At 65.8% G+C, this 16,816-nt stretch carries 18 protein-coding genes; 9 read left to right on the forward strand and 9 right to left on the reverse strand.

Going from position 1 to position 16,816, the window contains the following annotated elements; genetic code table 11:
- The first annotated feature begins 23 nt into the window (after positions 1-23).
- Complete coding sequence (locus CH293_RS28045; RefSeq protein WP_170945120.1) at positions 24-161, forward strand: hypothetical protein; 138 nt, start codon at positions 24-26, stop codon at positions 159-161.
- Positions 162-177: 16 nt separating this feature from the next.
- Here the strand turns inward: CH293_RS28045 and CH293_RS00890 are convergent, their stop codons facing one another.
- Both CH293_RS00890 and CH293_RS00895 read right to left on the reverse strand, forming a co-directional pair.
- Positions 178-777: a class I SAM-dependent methyltransferase gene (locus CH293_RS00890; RefSeq protein WP_052059323.1), complete on the reverse strand. Its 600-nt coding sequence runs from the start codon at positions 775-777 to the stop codon at positions 178-180.
- Entirely contained in the window at positions 774-2,510 is a 1,737-nt protein-coding gene (locus tag CH293_RS00895; RefSeq protein WP_037111526.1) for a glycerol-3-phosphate dehydrogenase/oxidase, read from the reverse strand. Before CH293_RS00895 ends, CH293_RS00890 begins: the two co-directional genes overlap by 4 nt.
- Before the next feature lie 110 nt (positions 2,511-2,620).
- Between CH293_RS00895 and glpK the strand changes: the two genes are divergently transcribed.
- Positions 2,621-4,126: a glycerol kinase GlpK gene (gene glpK, locus CH293_RS00900; protein ID WP_037111227.1), complete on the forward strand. Its 1,506-nt coding sequence runs from the start codon at positions 2,621-2,623 to the stop codon at positions 4,124-4,126.
- Here glpK and CH293_RS00905 read toward each other — a convergent pair.
- Both CH293_RS00905 and CH293_RS00910 read right to left on the reverse strand, forming a co-directional pair.
- Complete coding sequence (locus CH293_RS00905) at positions 4,111-5,292, reverse strand: PLP-dependent aminotransferase family protein (protein ID WP_094719084.1); 1,182 nt, start codon at positions 5,290-5,292, stop codon at positions 4,111-4,113. The genes glpK and CH293_RS00905 overlap by 16 nt on opposite strands.
- A 138-nt stretch (positions 5,293-5,430) precedes the next feature.
- Complete coding sequence (locus CH293_RS00910) at positions 5,431-6,837, reverse strand: NAD(P)H-quinone dehydrogenase (RefSeq protein WP_094719085.1); 1,407 nt, start codon at positions 6,835-6,837, stop codon at positions 5,431-5,433.
- A 170-nt stretch (positions 6,838-7,007) separates the two neighbouring features.
- Here CH293_RS00910 and CH293_RS00915 point away from each other — a divergent pair, with 170 nt between their 5' ends.
- Positions 7,008-7,469 (forward strand): gamma-glutamylcyclotransferase, encoded by a 462-nt coding sequence (locus CH293_RS00915; protein WP_037111231.1) that lies wholly within the window; start codon positions 7,008-7,010, stop codon positions 7,467-7,469.
- Between the two features lie 6 nt (positions 7,470-7,475).
- On the opposite strand, the gene CH293_RS00920 is transcribed toward CH293_RS00915, so the two are convergent.
- From CH293_RS00920 to CH293_RS00930, 3 genes are read right to left on the reverse strand one after another with little or no spacing between them, the layout of a single operon-like run.
- Positions 7,476-8,654 carry a M20 family metallopeptidase gene (locus tag CH293_RS00920; protein ID WP_094719086.1) on the reverse strand — a complete coding sequence of 393 codons (1,179 nt, stop codon included), beginning with the start codon at positions 8,652-8,654 and terminating at the stop codon, positions 7,476-7,478.
- Complete coding sequence (locus CH293_RS00925) at positions 8,651-9,820, reverse strand: M20 family metallopeptidase (RefSeq protein ID WP_094719087.1); 1,170 nt, start codon at positions 9,818-9,820, stop codon at positions 8,651-8,653. Before CH293_RS00925 ends, CH293_RS00920 begins: the two co-directional genes overlap by 4 nt.
- Positions 9,821-9,835: 15 nt before the next feature.
- Positions 9,836-10,543: an enoyl-CoA hydratase-related protein gene (locus CH293_RS00930; protein WP_094719088.1), complete on the reverse strand. Its 708-nt coding sequence runs from the start codon at positions 10,541-10,543 to the stop codon at positions 9,836-9,838.
- Between the two features lie 74 nt (positions 10,544-10,617).
- On the opposite strand from CH293_RS00930, the gene CH293_RS00935 reads away from it, so the two are divergent.
- Entirely contained in the window at positions 10,618-11,451 is an 834-nt protein-coding gene (locus CH293_RS00935) for a purine-nucleoside phosphorylase (protein WP_037111528.1), read from the forward strand.
- Complete coding sequence (locus tag CH293_RS00940; RefSeq protein WP_094719089.1) at positions 11,448-13,049, forward strand: phospho-sugar mutase; 1,602 nt, start codon at positions 11,448-11,450, stop codon at positions 13,047-13,049. The genes CH293_RS00935 and CH293_RS00940 overlap by 4 nt, the downstream gene beginning before the upstream one ends.
- Position 13,050: 1 nt before the next feature.
- On the opposite strand, the gene CH293_RS00945 is transcribed toward CH293_RS00940, so the two are convergent.
- Both CH293_RS00945 and upp read right to left on the reverse strand, forming a co-directional pair.
- Complete coding sequence (locus CH293_RS00945) at positions 13,051-13,914, reverse strand: DUF2797 domain-containing protein (RefSeq protein ID WP_255122646.1); 864 nt, start codon at positions 13,912-13,914, stop codon at positions 13,051-13,053.
- Positions 13,915-13,973: 59 nt separating this feature from the next.
- Positions 13,974-14,597 (reverse strand): uracil phosphoribosyltransferase, encoded by a 624-nt coding sequence (gene upp, locus CH293_RS00955; RefSeq protein WP_026347964.1) that lies wholly within the window; start codon positions 14,595-14,597, stop codon positions 13,974-13,976.
- A 106-nt stretch (positions 14,598-14,703) separates the two neighbouring features.
- Between upp and CH293_RS00960 the strand changes: the two genes are divergently transcribed.
- From CH293_RS00960 to CH293_RS00975, 4 genes are read left to right on the forward strand one after another with little or no spacing between them, the layout of a single operon-like run.
- Positions 14,704-15,003: a type VII secretion target gene (locus CH293_RS00960; protein ID WP_176459860.1), complete on the forward strand. Its 300-nt coding sequence runs from the start codon at positions 14,704-14,706 to the stop codon at positions 15,001-15,003.
- The gene (locus tag CH293_RS00965) at positions 15,000-16,166 is read left to right on the forward strand and encodes a C40 family peptidase (protein ID WP_094719090.1); all 1,167 of its coding nucleotides are present in this window, start codon (positions 15,000-15,002) and stop codon (positions 16,164-16,166) included. Before CH293_RS00960 ends, CH293_RS00965 begins: the two co-directional genes overlap by 4 nt.
- Complete coding sequence (locus CH293_RS00970; protein ID WP_094719091.1) at positions 16,163-16,504, forward strand: hypothetical protein; 342 nt, start codon at positions 16,163-16,165, stop codon at positions 16,502-16,504. The genes CH293_RS00965 and CH293_RS00970 overlap by 4 nt, the downstream gene beginning before the upstream one ends.
- Positions 16,501-16,803 (forward strand): YbaB/EbfC family nucleoid-associated protein, encoded by a 303-nt coding sequence (locus tag CH293_RS00975; RefSeq protein ID WP_241483822.1) that lies wholly within the window; start codon positions 16,501-16,503, stop codon positions 16,801-16,803. The genes CH293_RS00970 and CH293_RS00975 overlap by 4 nt, the downstream gene beginning before the upstream one ends.
- Positions 16,804-16,816: the final 13 nt, after the last annotated feature.

The raw sequence follows: 16,816 nt of genomic DNA on the forward strand, positions 1-16,816 counted from the left end.
GGTTCGACTCTCACCATCGAGTCATGATCTTCTTGGCAATTCTCACTGTGGCAGTGATGGCGGTATCCGGAGCCGTGGCATCCCGTGCGCCCCGGAGCCTCGTTCAGACCCCGGACCAGCGCCGCGGCACACCCGCGGAAACACCAGCGGGCGTCTGGTGAGGACGCTCGAACTCGGTCAGTTTCGAGCCAACACGAACAGCCACGGCTGTTCATCGCCTTCGCCGATGTGATCGAGGGACACGACAGTCCATCCTGACTCGTTCAAGACCTTCCGAAGGGATGACTCGCGCCAATATGTGAAGTGTCGGGGCAACCCGAGCTTCGCTGTGCTCCAACCATCACCGTCGCCTTCCTTCACCGTGAAGGCCAGCGCTCCACCCGGCCGGACGGCTGCGCGTAATCGTTCCATCACAAAACCCAGCTCAGTGCGGCTGAGATGAAGCAGAACAGCATTGGCGAACACTGCGTCGAACACTCCGTCGAGGTCGTCGACCACTACATTGAGCTTTTTGGCCGACACGCCTTGGCTTCGCATCATGTCGACGAAAGCCTGGGCGCCGTCGGTCCTGTCGACTTGGACGCCCATCGACTCCATCAGCGACGCATCCCATCCCGGTCCGCTGCCCACCTCGAGCACGTGCCCGAAACCGATCACGTCGATCATCTTCTGTACCAGGTCGATGATTTCGGGTCTGTCGCGATTCGTCCGCTCTTGGTAGACCCTGGCTGCGGCTTGGTATGTCGCCAACGTGACCGCGGAGTGGTCTTGGGTCACTTCGTCAGCGGCTGTACCGGCTCCAGAATTTCCTGGCGCGCCTCCGGAGCTACGACGCGCAGGGCGTCGGCCGATTCGTCGTCGGGCTGCATCTGAGACTTGACCTCGGCTTCGACGCGAGCGGTGTAGGTCTCCACCTCACGGTCCACGGTTGCGTCGTCCCAACCGAGGATAGGTGCGACGAGTGCGGCGACCTGACCTGCGCAGTTGACGCCGCGGTGCGAGTACTCGATGGAGATACGCGTTCGCCGCGACAGGATGTCCTCGAGATGAAGTGCCCCCTCCGCTGCCGCCGCGTACACGGCCTCGACCTGGAGGTAACTGGGCGCATCGGTGATCGGCTGCAGCAGTTCCGGCTTGTCCTTGGCCAGTTCGAGCACCTCGTCGATCAAGGAGCCGTAGCGGTCCAGCAGATGCGTCACCCGGTACGGATGGAGTCCGTACATCTCCGCGAGGTGATGGGTCTGGTTGACGAGAGCGAAGTATCCGTCGGCGCCGACCAGAGGCACCTTCTCGGTGATCGACGACGCGACCCGCGCCGGGATGTCGTCGGCGGCGAGGTCCACGGCGTCCTCCGCCATGACGCGATACGTCGTGTATTTTCCGCCAGCGATCGCGACGAGCCCGGGCGCGACGCGCGCGACCGCATGCTCACGGGACAGCTTCGAGGTCTCGTCGCTCTCCCCTGCCAGCAGCGGACGAAGACCGGCGTAGACACCGTCGATGTCCTCGTGCGTCAACGGAGTGACCAGCACCGAGTTGACCTCGCCGAGGATGTAGTCGATGTCCGCTTTGGTTGCTGCCGGGTGCGCCAGGTCGAGCTTCCAGTCCGTGTCCGTCGTACCGATGATCCAGTGTGCGCCCCACGGAATGATGAACAGCACGGACTTCTCCGTGCGCAGAATGATCGCTGCCTCGCTGACGATACGGTCGCGCGGAACCACGATGTGCACGCCCTTCGACGCGCGCACGCGGAAGCGTCCTCGTTGCGAGGACAACGCCTGGATCTCGTCGGTCCACACCCCGGTGGCGTTGATGACGACGTGGCCACGCACCTCCGTCGTCGCACCGTTCTCCGAATCACGCACGCGCACACCGGACACTCGGTCGGCTTCGCGCAGGAAGCCCACGACCTGGGTGGACGTACGCACGACGGCGCCGTAGTGAGCTGCGGTGCGCGCGACGCTCATGGTGTGCCGTGCGTCGTCGACGACGGTGTCGTAGTAGCGAATCCCACCGATCAAGGACTTGCGCTTCATGCCCGGAGCCATCCGTAACGCACCGGAGCGAGTCAGATGCTTTTGCGCCGGAACGGATTTGGCACCGCCCATGGTGTCGTAGAGGAAGATCCCGGCTGCGATGTACGGTCGTTCCCACACACGATGGGTCAGCGGAAAGAGGAATTCGAGAGGCTTCACCAAGTGCGGCGCCAGCGTCGACAGCGACAGCTCACGCTCGTGCAGCGCCTCGCGCACCAGGCCGAACTCGAGCTGCTCCAAGTAGCGAAGGCCACCATGGAACATCTTCGACGATCGACTCGACGTGCCGGACGCGAAGTCGCGTGCTTCGACGAGCGCCACCTTCAGACCTCGCGTCGCGGCGTCGAGTGCAGCGCCGGCACCGACGACGCCACCGCCGACCACGACCACGTCGAACTGTTCCGAACCGAGCGCTTGCCATGCATCTTCACGTGCCTGCGGGCCAAGGAAGGTGGTGTTCGATCGGTTGCTCAAGAGCTCGCTCCCCACGTGGATGGTTCGTTTGTCCGTCTGTCGGCGCCGAATCAAGGCTACCGTTCGAGGCGAGTACCCGCCCCGTGCATGTGCACTACGTAAGGAGAGACGTGACCTCGGACACCTTCATCGCATCGATCGATCAAGGAACGACCTCGAGCCGGTGCATCATCTTCGGCCACGACGGGAAGCCTGTGGGCTCCGCGCAGAAGGAACACGAGCAGATCTTTCCGCGGGCGGGCTGGGTCGAACACGACGCCGAGGAAATCTGGGTCAACGTACGTGAGGTGGTCGGCGCTGCGCTCGGCAACGCCGATGTGAAGGCCGAGGACATCGCCGCGGTGGGCATCACCAATCAGCGTGAGACGACGCTGGTGTGGGACCGGACAACAGGAAAGCCGGTGTACAACGCGATCGTGTGGCAGGACACCCGCACGGACGAACTGTGCACCCGGCTGGCCGGCGACATGGGAACGGACCGGTACCAGCACATCACCGGCCTTCCCCTCTCCACGTACTTCGCCGGTCCGAAGATTCGGTGGATCCTGGACAACGTCGACGGCGTACGTGAGCGCGCCGAGGCCGGTGAGTTGTGCTTCGGCACGATGGATTCCTGGGTCCTGTGGAACCTGACCGGAGGGACCGACGGCGGAATCCACGTCACCGACGTCACCAACGCCTCACGCACGTTGCTGATGGATCTCGAGACGTTGCAGTGGCGCGAGGACATCTGCGCAGACTTCGACATTCCCGTCTCGATGCTCCCGGAGATCCGCACCTCCTCGGAAATCTACGGCGAGGTACGCCCGAAAGGAGTGCTTGCCGGAGTACCGATCGCCGGCATCCTCGGCGACCAGCAAGCCGCCACGTTCGGCCAGGCGTGCCTCGAACCCGGTGAAGCGAAGAACACCTACGGAACCGGAAACTTCCTGCTGCTCAACACCGGAACCACACCCGTCCGCAGTGAGCACGGACTTCTCACCACCGTCTGTTACAAACTGGGAGACAAGGACACCGTCTACGCCTTGGAGGGTTCCGTGGCCGTCACCGGTTCGCTCGTCCAGTGGCTACGTGACAACCTCGGAATCATCAAGAACGCGAAGGACATCGAAGACCTGGCGGGCACCGTCGAGGACAACGGCGGCGTCTACTTCGTGCCCGCGTTCTCCGGGCTGTTCGCGCCGCGCTGGCGCCCCGACGCCCGCGGCGTGATCTCGGGACTGACCAGATTCGCCAACAAGGGCCACATCGCACGAGCAGCATTGGAAGCCACAGCGTTTCAGACCAGGGAAGTGATCGACGCGATGCGCGCCGACTCCGACGTGGAACTGACCACACTCAAGGTCGACGGAGGGATGGTCGTCAACGAACTTCTGATGCAGTTCCAGTCCGACATACTCGGCGTTCCCGTGGTGCGCCCCGTCGTCAACGAAACCACCGCACTCGGCGCCGCGTACGCTGCCGGACTCGCCGTCGACTACTGGAGCGGCGAAGACGACATACGTGCGAACTGGTCCGACGACAAGACGTGGGAACCCGACCTCGATCCCACCGTCCGTGACGAGATGTACGCCAGGTGGAATCGAGCAGTCGAGCGTACCTACGACAGCGCGTGAGCCGACGCCAACCTGCGCACGGCCTCGCGTAGAACGTCGGGTTCGGCGCTGGCGAAGCACAACCGCATGGCGTTTTCGTACGCCGGGTCGTCGGCGAAAGCCCTACCCGGGACGAACGCGACGCCGTGGTCGAGTGCGCGCGGAAGCAGAGCCGTCGCGTCGGTACCGTCGTTCAGCGTCGCCCACACGAACATGCCGCCGTCCGCAGGCGACACCGACATGGCGTCACCGAACGTGGTGGTGAGAGCACGATGCAATGCGGATGCGCGGCTGCCGTACTCGGCCCTCAACGTGGCCAGGTGTGCAGTCAGCCACGGCGAGTCGGCCAGCAACCGTGCCGTCATCTGCTGCGTCATCGTCGATCCGCACAGATCCGCGCCCTGCTTGAGCAACTCGACGGCGTCGCACACGGGTCTCGGCGCGATCATCCATCCCACCCTCAGCGCAGGCGCAAGAATTTTCGACGCACTGGACAGTCTGATGACGCGGTCCGAGTACGACGCGATCGGTGCAGGGGGCTGCGAGTCGAACCAGATCTCCCCGTACGGGTCGTCCTCGAGAATCCAGAAACCGTATCGTTCGGCCAGCTCGGCAAGTGCGCGTCGACGATCGGACGACATCGTCACTCCGCGCGGATTGTGGAAGTTGCTGACGGTATGGACGAGGGCAGGACGAAGCCCGTCTGCCAACAACAGTTCCAGCGCGGTGACGTCCATGCCGTCGTCGTCGATCGGAACCGCACGAATGTCGGCACCGGCAATCGAGAAGACCTGCAGCGCACCGGTATAAGCGGGTTCGTCCACGACGACGACTGAGCCCGGGTCGACCACTGCTTGCGCGACCAGGGTCAGGGCCTGTTGCGAACCGTGTGTGATGACGACCTCGGAGGCGTCGACCCTTCGCCCGATCGCGTCCGATTCCCGGGCGGCAACGATGCCTCGGAGGTCGCGGACGCCGGATGTCTCGCCGTACTGAACCGACGCGGTCTCAATTAGAACGTCGTGCGCGGCCTCGCGAATCCTCTGCAACGGAACGAATTCCGTGGCCGGAAGTCCGCCCGCCATGCTGATCACGTCGCCTCGCGCGGTGAGCGCGAGGAGATCACGTATGGCGGAACTGTGCACGGAGTCGAGTCGATGGGCCAGGGCCGGAAAGGTAGCAGTCATGACATCTCCCAGTGTCGGATGTGTGTGAAGAACCCGAGGATCGACTGGGGTGTGAAGGAGCCGTATGGTGGTCGGCTCCTCCACTATGTCATGACAATTCAAGATATGAAATATGAATCTCACATCTCGAGACGAGAACTAGTCCAGGTCGTCGTGCCGCATGAGTTGACGAGCAGCTTCGGTGATCGATCCCGTCAGCGACGGGTACACCGAGAACGTCGCGGCAAGATCACCCACGGACAGGTTGTTCTGCACGGCCATCGCGATCGGCAGGATCAGTTCCGATGCTGTCGGGGCGACTACGACGCCGCCGATGACCACACCCGTCGCGGGGCGGCAGAAGATCTTGACGAAACCTCGCTTGAGGCCGGACATCTTGGCCCGGGGGTTGGTCGCCAGGGGAAGCATGACAGTCCGGGCCGGCACCTCACCCTTGTCGATCGAGGACTGACTGACGCCCACCGACGCGATCTCCGGACGCGTGAACACCGCCGATGCAACGGTTTTCAGCTTGATCGGGGTGACGCCCTCCCCGAGAGCGTGGTACATCGCGATGCGGCCCTGCATTGCCGCGACCGAGGCCAGCGGCAGCAATCCGGTGCAGTCACCTGCGGCGTAGATACCGGCAACGGATGTGCGAGAGACGCGATCGACGCGCAGGTAACCACCCTTGTCGAGCTCGATCCCCACGTTCTCCAGCCCCAGCCCGGAGGTGTTGGGGACCGAACCGACCGTCATCAGCGCGTGCGATCCCTCGACCGTGCGCCCGTCGGCCAGTTTCACGACGACACCGTTGTCGGTGCGCTCCACCGAATCTGCGCGGGCATGCTTGACGAGGGTGACGCCGCGCTCGTTGAACGCGTCCTCGAGTACCAGGGCTGCATCCTCGTCCTCGTGCGGCAACACACGATCGCGGCTGGACACGGCGGTGACCTTCACGCCCATCTCCGTGTACGCCGACACGAACTCGGCACCGGTCACACCGGATCCGACGACGATCAGATGCTCGGGAAGTGCGTCGAGATCGTAGAGCTGGCGCCAGTTGAGAATGCGCTCACCGTCGGGCTCGGCGCCCTTCAGGATGCGCGGGCTCGCTCCCGTCGAGATGAGTACGACGTCGGCGTCGAGGATCCGCTCGGACCCGTCGGCGAGCGTCGCGCGAATCTGATGCGCAGCCATTCCCACTTTCGAGTCGATCAGCTCGCCCCGACCCGAGATGAGCTCGACACCCACCGATCGCACGCGGGCGGCGATGTCCGCAGACTGCGCCTGCGCGAGCGACTTCACACGCTCGTGAATCTGCGGCAGAGCGATCGCCGCCTGCGACGGGTCGAGGGCGATGCCGAGATCGCTCGCGCGCCGCATCTCCGTTCTGATGCCGGTCGACGCGATGAACGTCTTCGACGGCACACAATCCCACAGGACACACGCGCCGCCGATTCCGTCCGCGTCGACGAGCGTCACCGTTCCCCCGTGCTGCGCCGCCACCAGTGCTGCCTCGTACCCAGCGGGTCCGCCACCGATGATCACGATCCGCGTCGTCATTGATCCTCTTTCTGGAGATTGGGGGAGCCTCGTTGCTGACGTCGAGGCTATTCCAGTGACGCGCGTCATGCAGCGGTAAGGATTACTTCACTTCGCCTCGACCAGCACGAACGCCGTGATCCGGGGTCGGCCCGCGACCGACTGCGCGCCGACGGTTTAGGCTGGCCGACGTGCCAATCTATGCCGCCTACGGATCGAACATGCATCCGGAGCAGATGTTGCAGCGTTGCCCACACTCCCCGCTGTCCGGAACAGGATGGTTGCACGGGTGGCGCCTGACGTTCGGGGGCGGCGATATCGGCTGGGAAGGTGCGCTGGCCACCGTTGCACCCGACCCAGACGAGAAGGTCTTCGTCGTGCTCTACGACGTGTCCGACGAGGACGAGCAGAGCCTGGACAGGTGGGAGGGTTCGGAGCTCGGCATCCACCGCAAGGTTCGCTTGCGTGTCGACACCGCGGACGGGCCGGTGCTCGCGTGGCTCTACGTTCTCGACGCCTACGAGGGTGGTCTGCCGTCGGCACGCTACCTCGGTGTCATGGCCGAGGCCGCGGAAATCGCCGGGGCGCCTGCCGAGTACGTCCGAGACCTCCGCACTCGGAACAGCCGGAACGTCGGCCCCGGCACCCCCTAGCTCACGTCAGTGGGGGTCGAGGGCGATTCCGGTCAGCACCTTGACGCCCACCGCGAGGGCGCGCTCGTCGAGATCGAACGTCGGCTGGTGAATGTCGAGCTGAGGTCCGGAGCCGGACCACACTCCCAGCCTGGCCATGGCACCTGGAATGTCCTCCAGGTACCAGGAGAAATCCTCGCCTCCGCCGGACTGAGGCGTGTCCGCGAGTGCCGTCTGCCCGAGCCTGCGGATGGCGTTCTCGAACGTTCGCGTCACCTCGGGTCCGTTGACCACGGGCGGAACCCCGCGCCGGTAGTTCAGTTCGAATCGGACGCCTGTCGGGGCGAGCAAGCCCGCCACGATTTCCGTCACGAGAGGCTCGAGCAGCGCCCAGGTCTCGTGGTCACCGGTACGGACGGTTCCGGTGAGCATGCCGGTTTGAGGGATCGCGTTCGGTGCCTGACCTGCGACCACCGCGCCCCACACCATCACTGTGCTCGTCCGCGGGTCGATCCTCCGGCTGAGCATCCCGGGCAGCCCTGTGATGACGGTTCCGAGCGCGTGCACCAGATCTGCCGTCAAGTGCGGTCGGGACGTATGACCGCCAGGAGAGTCCAGGCGTAGTTCGACGGTGTCCGCCGCCGACGTGATGGCGCCGACGCGCACTCCCACCTTGCCGACCTCGAGCCTCGGATCACAATGCAGTGCGAAGATCTTGGACACACCGTCGAGACCACCTGCCGCGACGACGTCGAGAGCACCACCGGGCATGACCTCTTCGGCGGGCTGGAAGATCAACCTGACTCCGAACGGCAGGTCCGGCAGGGACGCCAACGCCAGGGCCGTGCCGAGAAGAACTGTGGTGTGGGCGTCGTGTCCGCAGGCGTGGGACACGCCGGGCACCGTCGAGCTGTACGACGCCCCCGTGAATTCCTGCAGCGGCAGCGCATCCATGTCCGCGCGCAGCGCGACGCGAGGGCCGCTGGGTCCGATGTCGCACGTCAGTCCGGTTCCGCCCGGCAGAAGCTTCGGGCTCAGGCCGGCGGCTTCGAGCTTCTGGACGACGAACGCGGTGGTGGCGAACTCCTGGCGAGCGAGCTCGGGGTTGGCGTGAATGTGACGACGCCACTCCGACAGCTCGTCGGTGTGGTCGAGGATCCATGTGTCGACGAGGGCGAACCGATCGTCGGTCGACGTCGTCGTCATCTGCTTGCCCGCGCTTCCACACCGTCGAGCAGGCGATCGCGAACAGCCGGGTCCTGTGCCGCGCGCACGGCCGTTCGCGCGAGCAACCGCGCGCCGTCCAACACCGCGGTATCCGCCGACTCGGTGATGCAGGCTGCCGCGAACTCCGGTTGATGCGTCACCGCACCTGCCGAATCCAAGCCGATGACCGGGTGGATCCCCGGCAGAACATTTGTCACATTTCCCATGTCGGTGCTGCCCAGCGGGCGGAATCCTTCCAGTTCAGGTGCCAATGGTGAACGTCCGATCGCTTCGGTCTCGCGCCGGAACTGCGCGACCAACCACGGATCGGGGGTCAGTTCCTCGTAGGTCGGCGACACGGTGCGGATCTCGTGAGTGCATCCCGTGGCGACGGCTCCCGCCTCGAAGCAGGCGAAAGCTTTGCTTGTCAGTGCCGCAAGCGATTCCGACGTCGTCGCCCGCAGGTAGTACAGAAGCTCGGCGTGGCCGGGAACGATGTTGGGCGCCAGCCCGCCGTCGCCGACGATGCCGTGCAGTTGCTGCCCCGGCGACAAGTGTTGCCGCAGAAGACCGACGGCGACCTGCGCGACGGTGACGGCGTCTCCCGCGTTGATTCCCCACTCCGGTGCAGCCGACGCGTGGGCTGCGCGTCCGGTGTACGTCACCGCGACGTCGGACAGCGCCAACGACGTCGCCCCGACGATGTCGAAGGGGCCTGGGTGCACCATCAGCGCTGCCCCGACACCGTCGAACACCCCGCGTTCGAGCATCAGAACCTTGCCGCCGCCACTCTCCTCGGCGGGCGTGCCGAGGAGACGCACGGTGATGCCGAGCCTCTCGGCGAGCGGGGCAAGTGCCACCGCTGCACCCGCTGCGGCTGCGGCGATGATGTTGTGCCCGCACGCATGGCCGATCTCCGGGAGTGCGTCGTACTCGGCGCAGATCCCGATCACCAGATCACCGCTGCCGAACGTCGCCGTGAACGCAGTGGGGAGATCGGCCACACCGCGTTCGATCTCGAATTGGTGGCCGGCGAGCAGATCGGTCAGTTTGGCGACGCTTCGATGCTCCTCGAAGGCGAGTTCGGGTTCGGAATGAATCGAATGCGACAGCGCGAGCAGCTCTGGTGCGGCGCGTTGGACACCGCTGTCGGTCTCATCGATCACCGCACCAGTCTGTCACTACTGGTTTCCGAAGCTGAAGTTGCTCTCGCCCGTCGGAATATTCAACGCCGCGAGAACGTCGGCGTGGATCCCTGCCTTGATCCCCGCCAGGTTCTTCCCGCGCGTGCTCGTCGACGCCACTGCCCGCTCGACCGCAGCGGCCAGCACCTGATCCTCGTCGACGGCGGCGTCGGCGATCCCTGCCGCGACCGCGTCGGCACCTCCGTAGCGTCGTCCTGTCGTCATGGCCTCGACCGCGGTCTGCTTCGGCAACCGGCCGTTGATCAGCGCCGACATGCCGACCGTGAAAGGCATGTTCAGGTTCACCTCCGGAAGGCAGTAGAACCCTCGGTCGGCCCGTACGATCCGGAAATCGTGTGCGGTGGCCAGCATGGCGCCTGCCCCGAAGGCATGGCCCTGCACCGCGGCGATCGTCGTCATCGGGAAGGTCAGCAGCCGCGTGTAGAGCGTGTGGACTCGGTCGAGATAGGACGTGATCTTGTCGAGGTTCGCGAACAGCCAGTCGGTGTCGAGTCCGTTGGTGAAGAACTTGCCGGTCGCCGTCGTCACCAATGCTGCCGGGCCCTCCACGGCCTCCACCTCGTCGAGCAGGGCATGCACACGGTCGATCCAGTCGGGATGGAAGCGGTTCTCGTTGTTCTCTGGACCGTCTTGGTCGCCGAGGAAGAGAATGTGGACGTCACCGTTGCGCTCGAGATATGGCATGCGGCGATCCTACCCATCGGTAACATGCGATGGTCCAAGAACCGTGGGACACCTATCTCCTAGGGTGGTCAACCGTGGGAACTTCTGACTCGAACACCAGCACTGCAGACCCGACAATCGACCCGACCGGTGCAGCCGCTACCGCCGCGCAGGCCATCGCCGACGCGACCGGCGTCACGTCGCATTCGGTCGCGATCGTGCTCGGCTCCGGGTGGCAGGCCGCAGCAGACCGATTCGGCGAACCGACCGCCACGGTCTCGATGAGTGACCTCCCCGGGTTCGCCCCGCCGTCGGCGTCCGGGCATTCGGGCACCATCACATCCGTGAAGGTCGGCGACACCGACACCCTGCTGCTGCAGGGACGCACCCACGCGTACGAGGGCCACGAGCTTCGCCGGGTCGTCCACCCGATTCGCTCGGCCATCGCGACGGGTGTCGGCACGGTGGTACTCACCAACGCCGCGGGCGGAATCCGCGAGGGCATGAGCGTCGGGCAGCCCGTGCTGATCTCCGATCACCTCAATTTGACGGCGCGATCCCCACTGATCGGCGCCGAGTTCGTCGACCTCGTCGATGCTTACTCGTCCGATCTGCGTGAACTGGCCCGTGAGATCGATCCGACCCTGGAGGAGGGTGTCTACGCGGGCCTGCCCGGCCCGCACTACGAGACTCCCGCCGAGATCAGGATGCTGCGGGTGCTCGGTGCAGACCTGGTCGGTATGTCGACGGTGCACGAGACCATTGCCGCACGTGCGCTCGGCGCCCGTGTCCTCGGCGTGTCGCTCGTGACCAACCTTGCGGCCGGAATGACCGGCGAGCACCTCGATCACAAAGAAGTACTCGAAGCCGGGAAGGCGTCGGCGGAGCGAATGGGCGAGCTGCTGCACCGCCTGGTCGGCGCACTGTGACCTCCGACCTTCAGGCGCAGGTCGCGGCGTGGATCGACGCCGATCCGGACCCCGCCACCCGGGAGGAGCTGGCCGAGCTTTCGGAAAGCGAACTCACGAAACGATTTTCGGGCCCACTGAGTTTCGGCACCGCAGGACTACGAGGTGCAGTGCGCGCAGGCCCCAACGGCATGAACGTCGCGGTCGTCACCCGCACGTCCGCCGGAATCGCAGCGTGGCTGCGCGTGCAGAAGCTCGGCGGAAGCACGGTCGTCGTCGGGCGTGATGCGCGGCACGGTTCCGACTCTTTCGCGACAGCGGCCGCGGAAATCTTCGCTGCACAGGGGTTCGACGTCGTCCTGCTCCCCCGGCCACTGCCGACGCCCGTCCTCGCGTTCGCAGTGCGAGCCCTGAACGCGGAGTTGGGCGTCCAGATCACGGCGTCGCACAATCCCGCTGCGGACAACGGGTACAAGGTCTACCTCGGCGGGGGCGCTCAGCTGATTCCACCGGCCGACAAGGAAATCGAGGCGGAGATCGCCGCAGTCGGCCGAGCCGTCGACGTCCCACGGACCATCGTCCTCTCGGGTGGCTCGGACATCACCGCGCGCTACCTCGACACGATGGCGCCCCTGGCACGTTCGACCGAACGCGGCATCCGCATCGCACTGACGCCGATGCACGGCGTCGGCGGCGAGGTCGCGATCGCGGCGCTCCGCAGTGCCGGATTCCGCGACATATCAGTGGTGACAAGCCAATTCGACCCCGACCCGGAATTTCCGACGGTGACCTTCCCCAACCCGGAGGAGCCGGGCGCCGCCGATGCCGTGCTCGCACTGGCCCACGAGATCGAGGCAGATCTGGCGATCGCACTGGATCCGGATGCAGATCGCTGCGCGATCGGGATCCCCGGCCCGAACGGATGGCGCATGCTCAGCGGAGACGAGACGGGCGCACTGCTCGCGGAGCACATACTGCGCAGCGCACCTGCGAACTCGTTGGTGGCCAACACCATCGTCTCCTCACAGTTGCTGTCGGCGCTCGCGCCCGCCCGGGGGGCGCGCTACGCACGGACCCTCACCGGGTTCAAGTGGCTCGTCCGTGCGGGCGATGGCTTGGTGTACGCCTACGAGGAAGCGATCGGCCACTGCGTGGACCCGCAGTCGGTCAACGACAAGGACGGCATCTCCGCAGCCGTGATGCTCGCGGATCTCGTCGCGACACTGAAACAGAACGGACGGACGCCGCTGGACGCACTCGACGATCTGGCGGTCGAGTTCGGGGTGCACGCAGGCGCACAGGTGTCCACGCGAGTCGAGGACACCGATCGAATCTCTCGGATGATGGAGGAACTCAGGCACGACCCGCCGACCGAATTGGCTTCTCGTGCAGTCACCGTCACGGACTTCCTTCAGAATGCAGGCTCGCTGCGCACCGACGCGGTGGAGCTCGCCGGACAAGGCGTACGCGTCATCGTTCGCCCGTCCGGGACGGAGCCCAAGGTGAAGGCGTACCTCGAGGTCGTCGAACCCGTCGACTCCCCCGAGGGACTGGCGGATGCACGAGTCCGGGCGGAGGCGACGCTCGACGAACTGAGGGCCTTCGCGCAGAACCTGTGACCTAGAACAGTGCGGTCTGGACGGCGGGAAGGTCGGATGTGTAGTCGCCGAACTTGATTCGGCGCCCCTTCAGTGCGTGCAGATCCACCACGTACGACGTCTCGTCGTCGGCGTCTCGTCCCGTGGTCGACGTGGTGATCTCCACGATGGCCGTTTGACCGATGCAGGCATTCACGGAGAATCCGTGCGGGCCGCTCGTGAGGTCGCCGGGGTAGGCGAGCCTGTTCCCGGAGGCTAGGTCGCGAAACCCAGCCACTTCCCACGCTTCGGTCACGACGCGGTACCCGGAGTCTTCGGACACCGGAGCGAGGTCCTCGCGCACCGCCGTCGCCAATGACGCCGTAGCAGCACCCAACCGCGCAGTGTCGACGGGAAGTGCCAGAGCCGCGGCCTTCGCCGACGACCGGACGGCTTGGCGAATCTGGAGTCGCTCGGTGACGCGATCTTCGAGCACCCGCACGACTTTCCCGTTTTCGGCCCGTGCCACGTACTCGGCGCAGACCGCTCCCTGCTCGGCGAGCCTGCCCCATTTCCTGGTATCCGCTGCGGTACCGACCTTGTGCACCGCATTGGCGAACGTCGCAATGTACAACCAATGCGGCTGCATCACATGAGGTTCGAGATCTTTCGACACGAATCCTCCGCGGTGGACGGTGTGCACGAACCGGAACGGATCCTTCGACTCGCATTCCTCGCACTGACTACCGCTGTCCACGGGACGTTGCTCCGGGCACGGCACATATCCGGGCGCCGGCCCGAACGCCACGCGCCCGGTGCACCACCGTTGGGCACCGAGCGCGAAGAACCCGAGATGCCCACCGCGCAGATCGACCGTTCTCACCTCACGCGACTCGACGTCCAGCACACGCAACCGAGGGTCACCCTCCTGCGCAGGCCAGGTGACCCCGAGGACCAGCGAGACGTTCAGCGTGGACCGAACTGACGGTCACCGGCGTCGCCGAGACCGGGAACGATGAAGGCGTCCTCGTTCAGACCGTCGTCGATACTCGCGGCGACCAGTCGCACCGGCAGTCCCGACGCCTCCAACGCCGCCACGCCCTCCGGCGCGGCAACGACACAGATGCACGTCACGTCGGCTGCACCTCGCTCGACGAGCAGTTCGATCGTGTGAACCATGGACCCGCCGGTAGCCAGCATGGGGTCGAGCACGTACACGGGCGTCGTCGACAGGTCGTCGGGCAGTGATTCCATGTACGGCACCGGCTGGTGCGTCTGCTCGTCACGCGCCATCCCGACGAAACCGACGCGGGACTGCGGGATGAGACCACTCGCCTTCTCGACCATCCCGAGTCCGGCGCGGAGGACGGGAACGAGCAGCGGCGGCTTGCTGAGCCGAGTGCCACTGGTGACGGCGACCGGCGTCTTGACATCGAAGGTCTCGATCGCCGCGTCGCGAGTGGCTTCGTAGACCAACATGTGGGTGAGTTGGCGAAGTGCGGATCGGAAGGTTGCGTTGTCGCTGCGCTCGTCGCGCATCCTCGTGAGCAGTGCTGCGGCCAGTGGATGTTCGACCACGTGAGTTTCCATGGATCCAAGGATAATTGTGGGAACCGATCGGGCCTCGGTTGCGTCGAAGATAGATGTAGGGATTTCCCTGCGTGGATCGAGCGGCTCGAGCAACCTGGGGGAACCGGTGACAGAGATTTCGGCAGTGGCAGCGGGGATACACGCGTTCTCGTCGACGGCGGGGTCCATGGCGGGAGAGGTCGCCGTCGCGGCCGCCGCCACGGCCGCGACGGGTCCGGCCGTGCTCGCACCCGTGTTCGGCGTGATCGGGACGGAATTCCTCGCCGCGTTCACCGCGGTGCACAGCGCCCATACCGCCGCGGTCTCCCGGTTGGCCGGCACCGTCGCGAGCATCGGGGTTGCTGCGTCCACGTCGGCCGCTGGGTACGACATCACCGATGCGTCGACGGCTGCGAGTCTGGCGTGATCGACCTGCTGGCGAGACCGATCACGGATCTGCTGGGCGCGTTCGGGTCAGGGGTGATTCCCGCGGGCGGCCCGGCGGATGTGCTGAGATCGTCGTCCCGGGTTCTCGACTCCGTCCAGAGCGTCGGACGGTCCGCCATCGGCGAGTTGGCTACCACGTGGAGTGGTCCGGCCGCGACGGCGGCGCTCGACCTCGCCGGACGGGCGCAGACGAGCGCGGTCGGGTTGTCCGAGCACGGTGACGAGATCGCGGCCGTCGTGGACCGCGCGTGCGACAAGGTTCAAGCGGGTCTGGTCGAGCTTCAGGGCATCCTGCAGTCCTTCGTCGCCGTGGCCACCACTGCAGCCCCCGTGCTGTTCACTCCGGCCGGGTCGACCATGCTGATCGGTGCAGCCATCGATCATCTGCAGCGTGCCCTCGCCGTCGTCGCACGTGTGCGCGCCGAACTCGCCGGACACGCAGCGGAGATCGGCGCGTACGCGGCGCCTCCGCCGGTTCCCGAGCCCGCCGGAACTACGTCCGCCGCCGGCTCCCCCGCCCCGACCCCGGTCAGGACCGTGACGGCCTCGGCACCTGTATCCGATCCAGGCAGCCAGTTCGGTCAGAACTTTCTTCGCACCGTCTCCGCGTCGGCGCCCTCGATGCCCGACGCGCCGTCCTCGCCCATCTCACCGTCCGCGGCTCCGGCGGCATCGTCTCCCCCGTCGGGCATGTCGATGTACACCGGAACTCCGGACCGCACGACAGCGGACACCGGTGCACCCGGCCGCGGCGTTCAGGTCGCCCTCCCCGACGGCAGCGTCGCGACTGCGCCCAACGAACAAGCCGCGGGCGCAGTCAGAAGTGCTCTGACTCAGCAGGGCACCCCGTACGTGTGGGGAGGCACGTCCCCCGGGCAGGGCCTCGACTGCAGCGGGCTGACCCAGTGGGCATACGGAGAACAGGGTGTGGAGCTTCCGCGGCTGGCGCAGGAACAGAACGTCGGCACCCAGGTCGGTCAGGACGAGCTGATGCCCGGCGATCTGGCGATATGGGACGGGCACGTCGCGATGGTGATCGGCAACGGCCAACTCGTCGAGGCGGGTGATCCGGTTCAGGTCGGTGAGATCAGAACGACCAACGCCGGTATGGGCTTCAAGGGCTTCTACAGGCCGACCGAATGACGAACGAGATGGTGGGCGAGGTGATGATCGCGCAGTCGGCAACCCGCGACAACTCGGTACGGGTCCGAGCGTCCGAGTCCGGCACGCCCGTGTCGATCCAGATCGATCCGGGCGAACTCCGCTACGGCGGTGCAGAATTGGCTGCCACGGTCCTCGATCTCTGCAAGCGCGCAACCGAACGTGCGCGTGCCGAACGGAGAACACTTCTCGAACAGTCGGGGATGGACAAAGACGTCCTCGACATGCTGGGTCTGCCTACCGCATCCGCCGTCGCGGACGCGGAGAACGAACTGATGGGGGCCGAGCAGCCACCGTCGTCGTGGATGACACCACTGTGACCGATCGAATCGACATGCTCGTGGCACGCGCGGAGCGCGCTCTGGACACCCTGCACGGCGCGTCGGAGGCGCTGGCATCGCTGCAGGTCACACGCCGCACCGAGGACGGGAACGTGTCGGTCACCGTCGACGGCAGCGGTGCGATGACTGCGCTGGAACTGGCATCCGACCTCAGGGGGGAGTCGGCCCGGGACCTCGAAAAGGCAATCGTCGAACTGTCCTCCGACGCGGCACGGGAAGCTCTCGAACGTCGCGCGGCGATCGTGGACAGGATGCAAAGTTCCCTCTCAGAGACCTGAGATAGGCTTCCGG

This window comes from Rhodococcus sp. 14-2470-1b (assembly GCF_002259415.1).
Classification (GTDB): Bacteria; Actinomycetota; Actinomycetes; order Mycobacteriales; family Mycobacteriaceae; genus Rhodococcoides.

Coding starts and splice junctions, on each gene's coding strand:
- CH293_RS00910 (WP_094719085.1), bottom strand. CDS start 6,837: ATGACGACGCGGATCGTGATCATCGGTGGCGGACCCGCTGGGTACGAG.
- CH293_RS28045 (WP_170945120.1), top strand. CDS start 24: ATGATCTTCTTGGCAATTCTCACTGTGGCAGTGATGGCGGTATCCGGA.
- upp (WP_026347964.1), bottom strand. CDS start 14,597: ATGGAAACTCACGTGGTCGAACATCCACTGGCCGCAGCACTGCTCACG.
- CH293_RS00920 (WP_094719086.1), bottom strand. CDS start 8,654: ATGACGACGACGTCGACCGACGATCGGTTCGCCCTCGTCGACACATGG.
- CH293_RS00930 (WP_094719088.1), bottom strand. CDS start 10,543: ATGCCATATCTCGAGCGCAACGGTGACGTCCACATTCTCTTCCTCGGC.
- CH293_RS00970 (WP_094719091.1), top strand. CDS start 16,163: ATGACGAACGAGATGGTGGGCGAGGTGATGATCGCGCAGTCGGCAACC.
- CH293_RS00905 (WP_094719084.1), bottom strand. CDS start 5,292: ATGACTGCTACCTTTCCGGCCCTGGCCCATCGACTCGACTCCGTGCAC.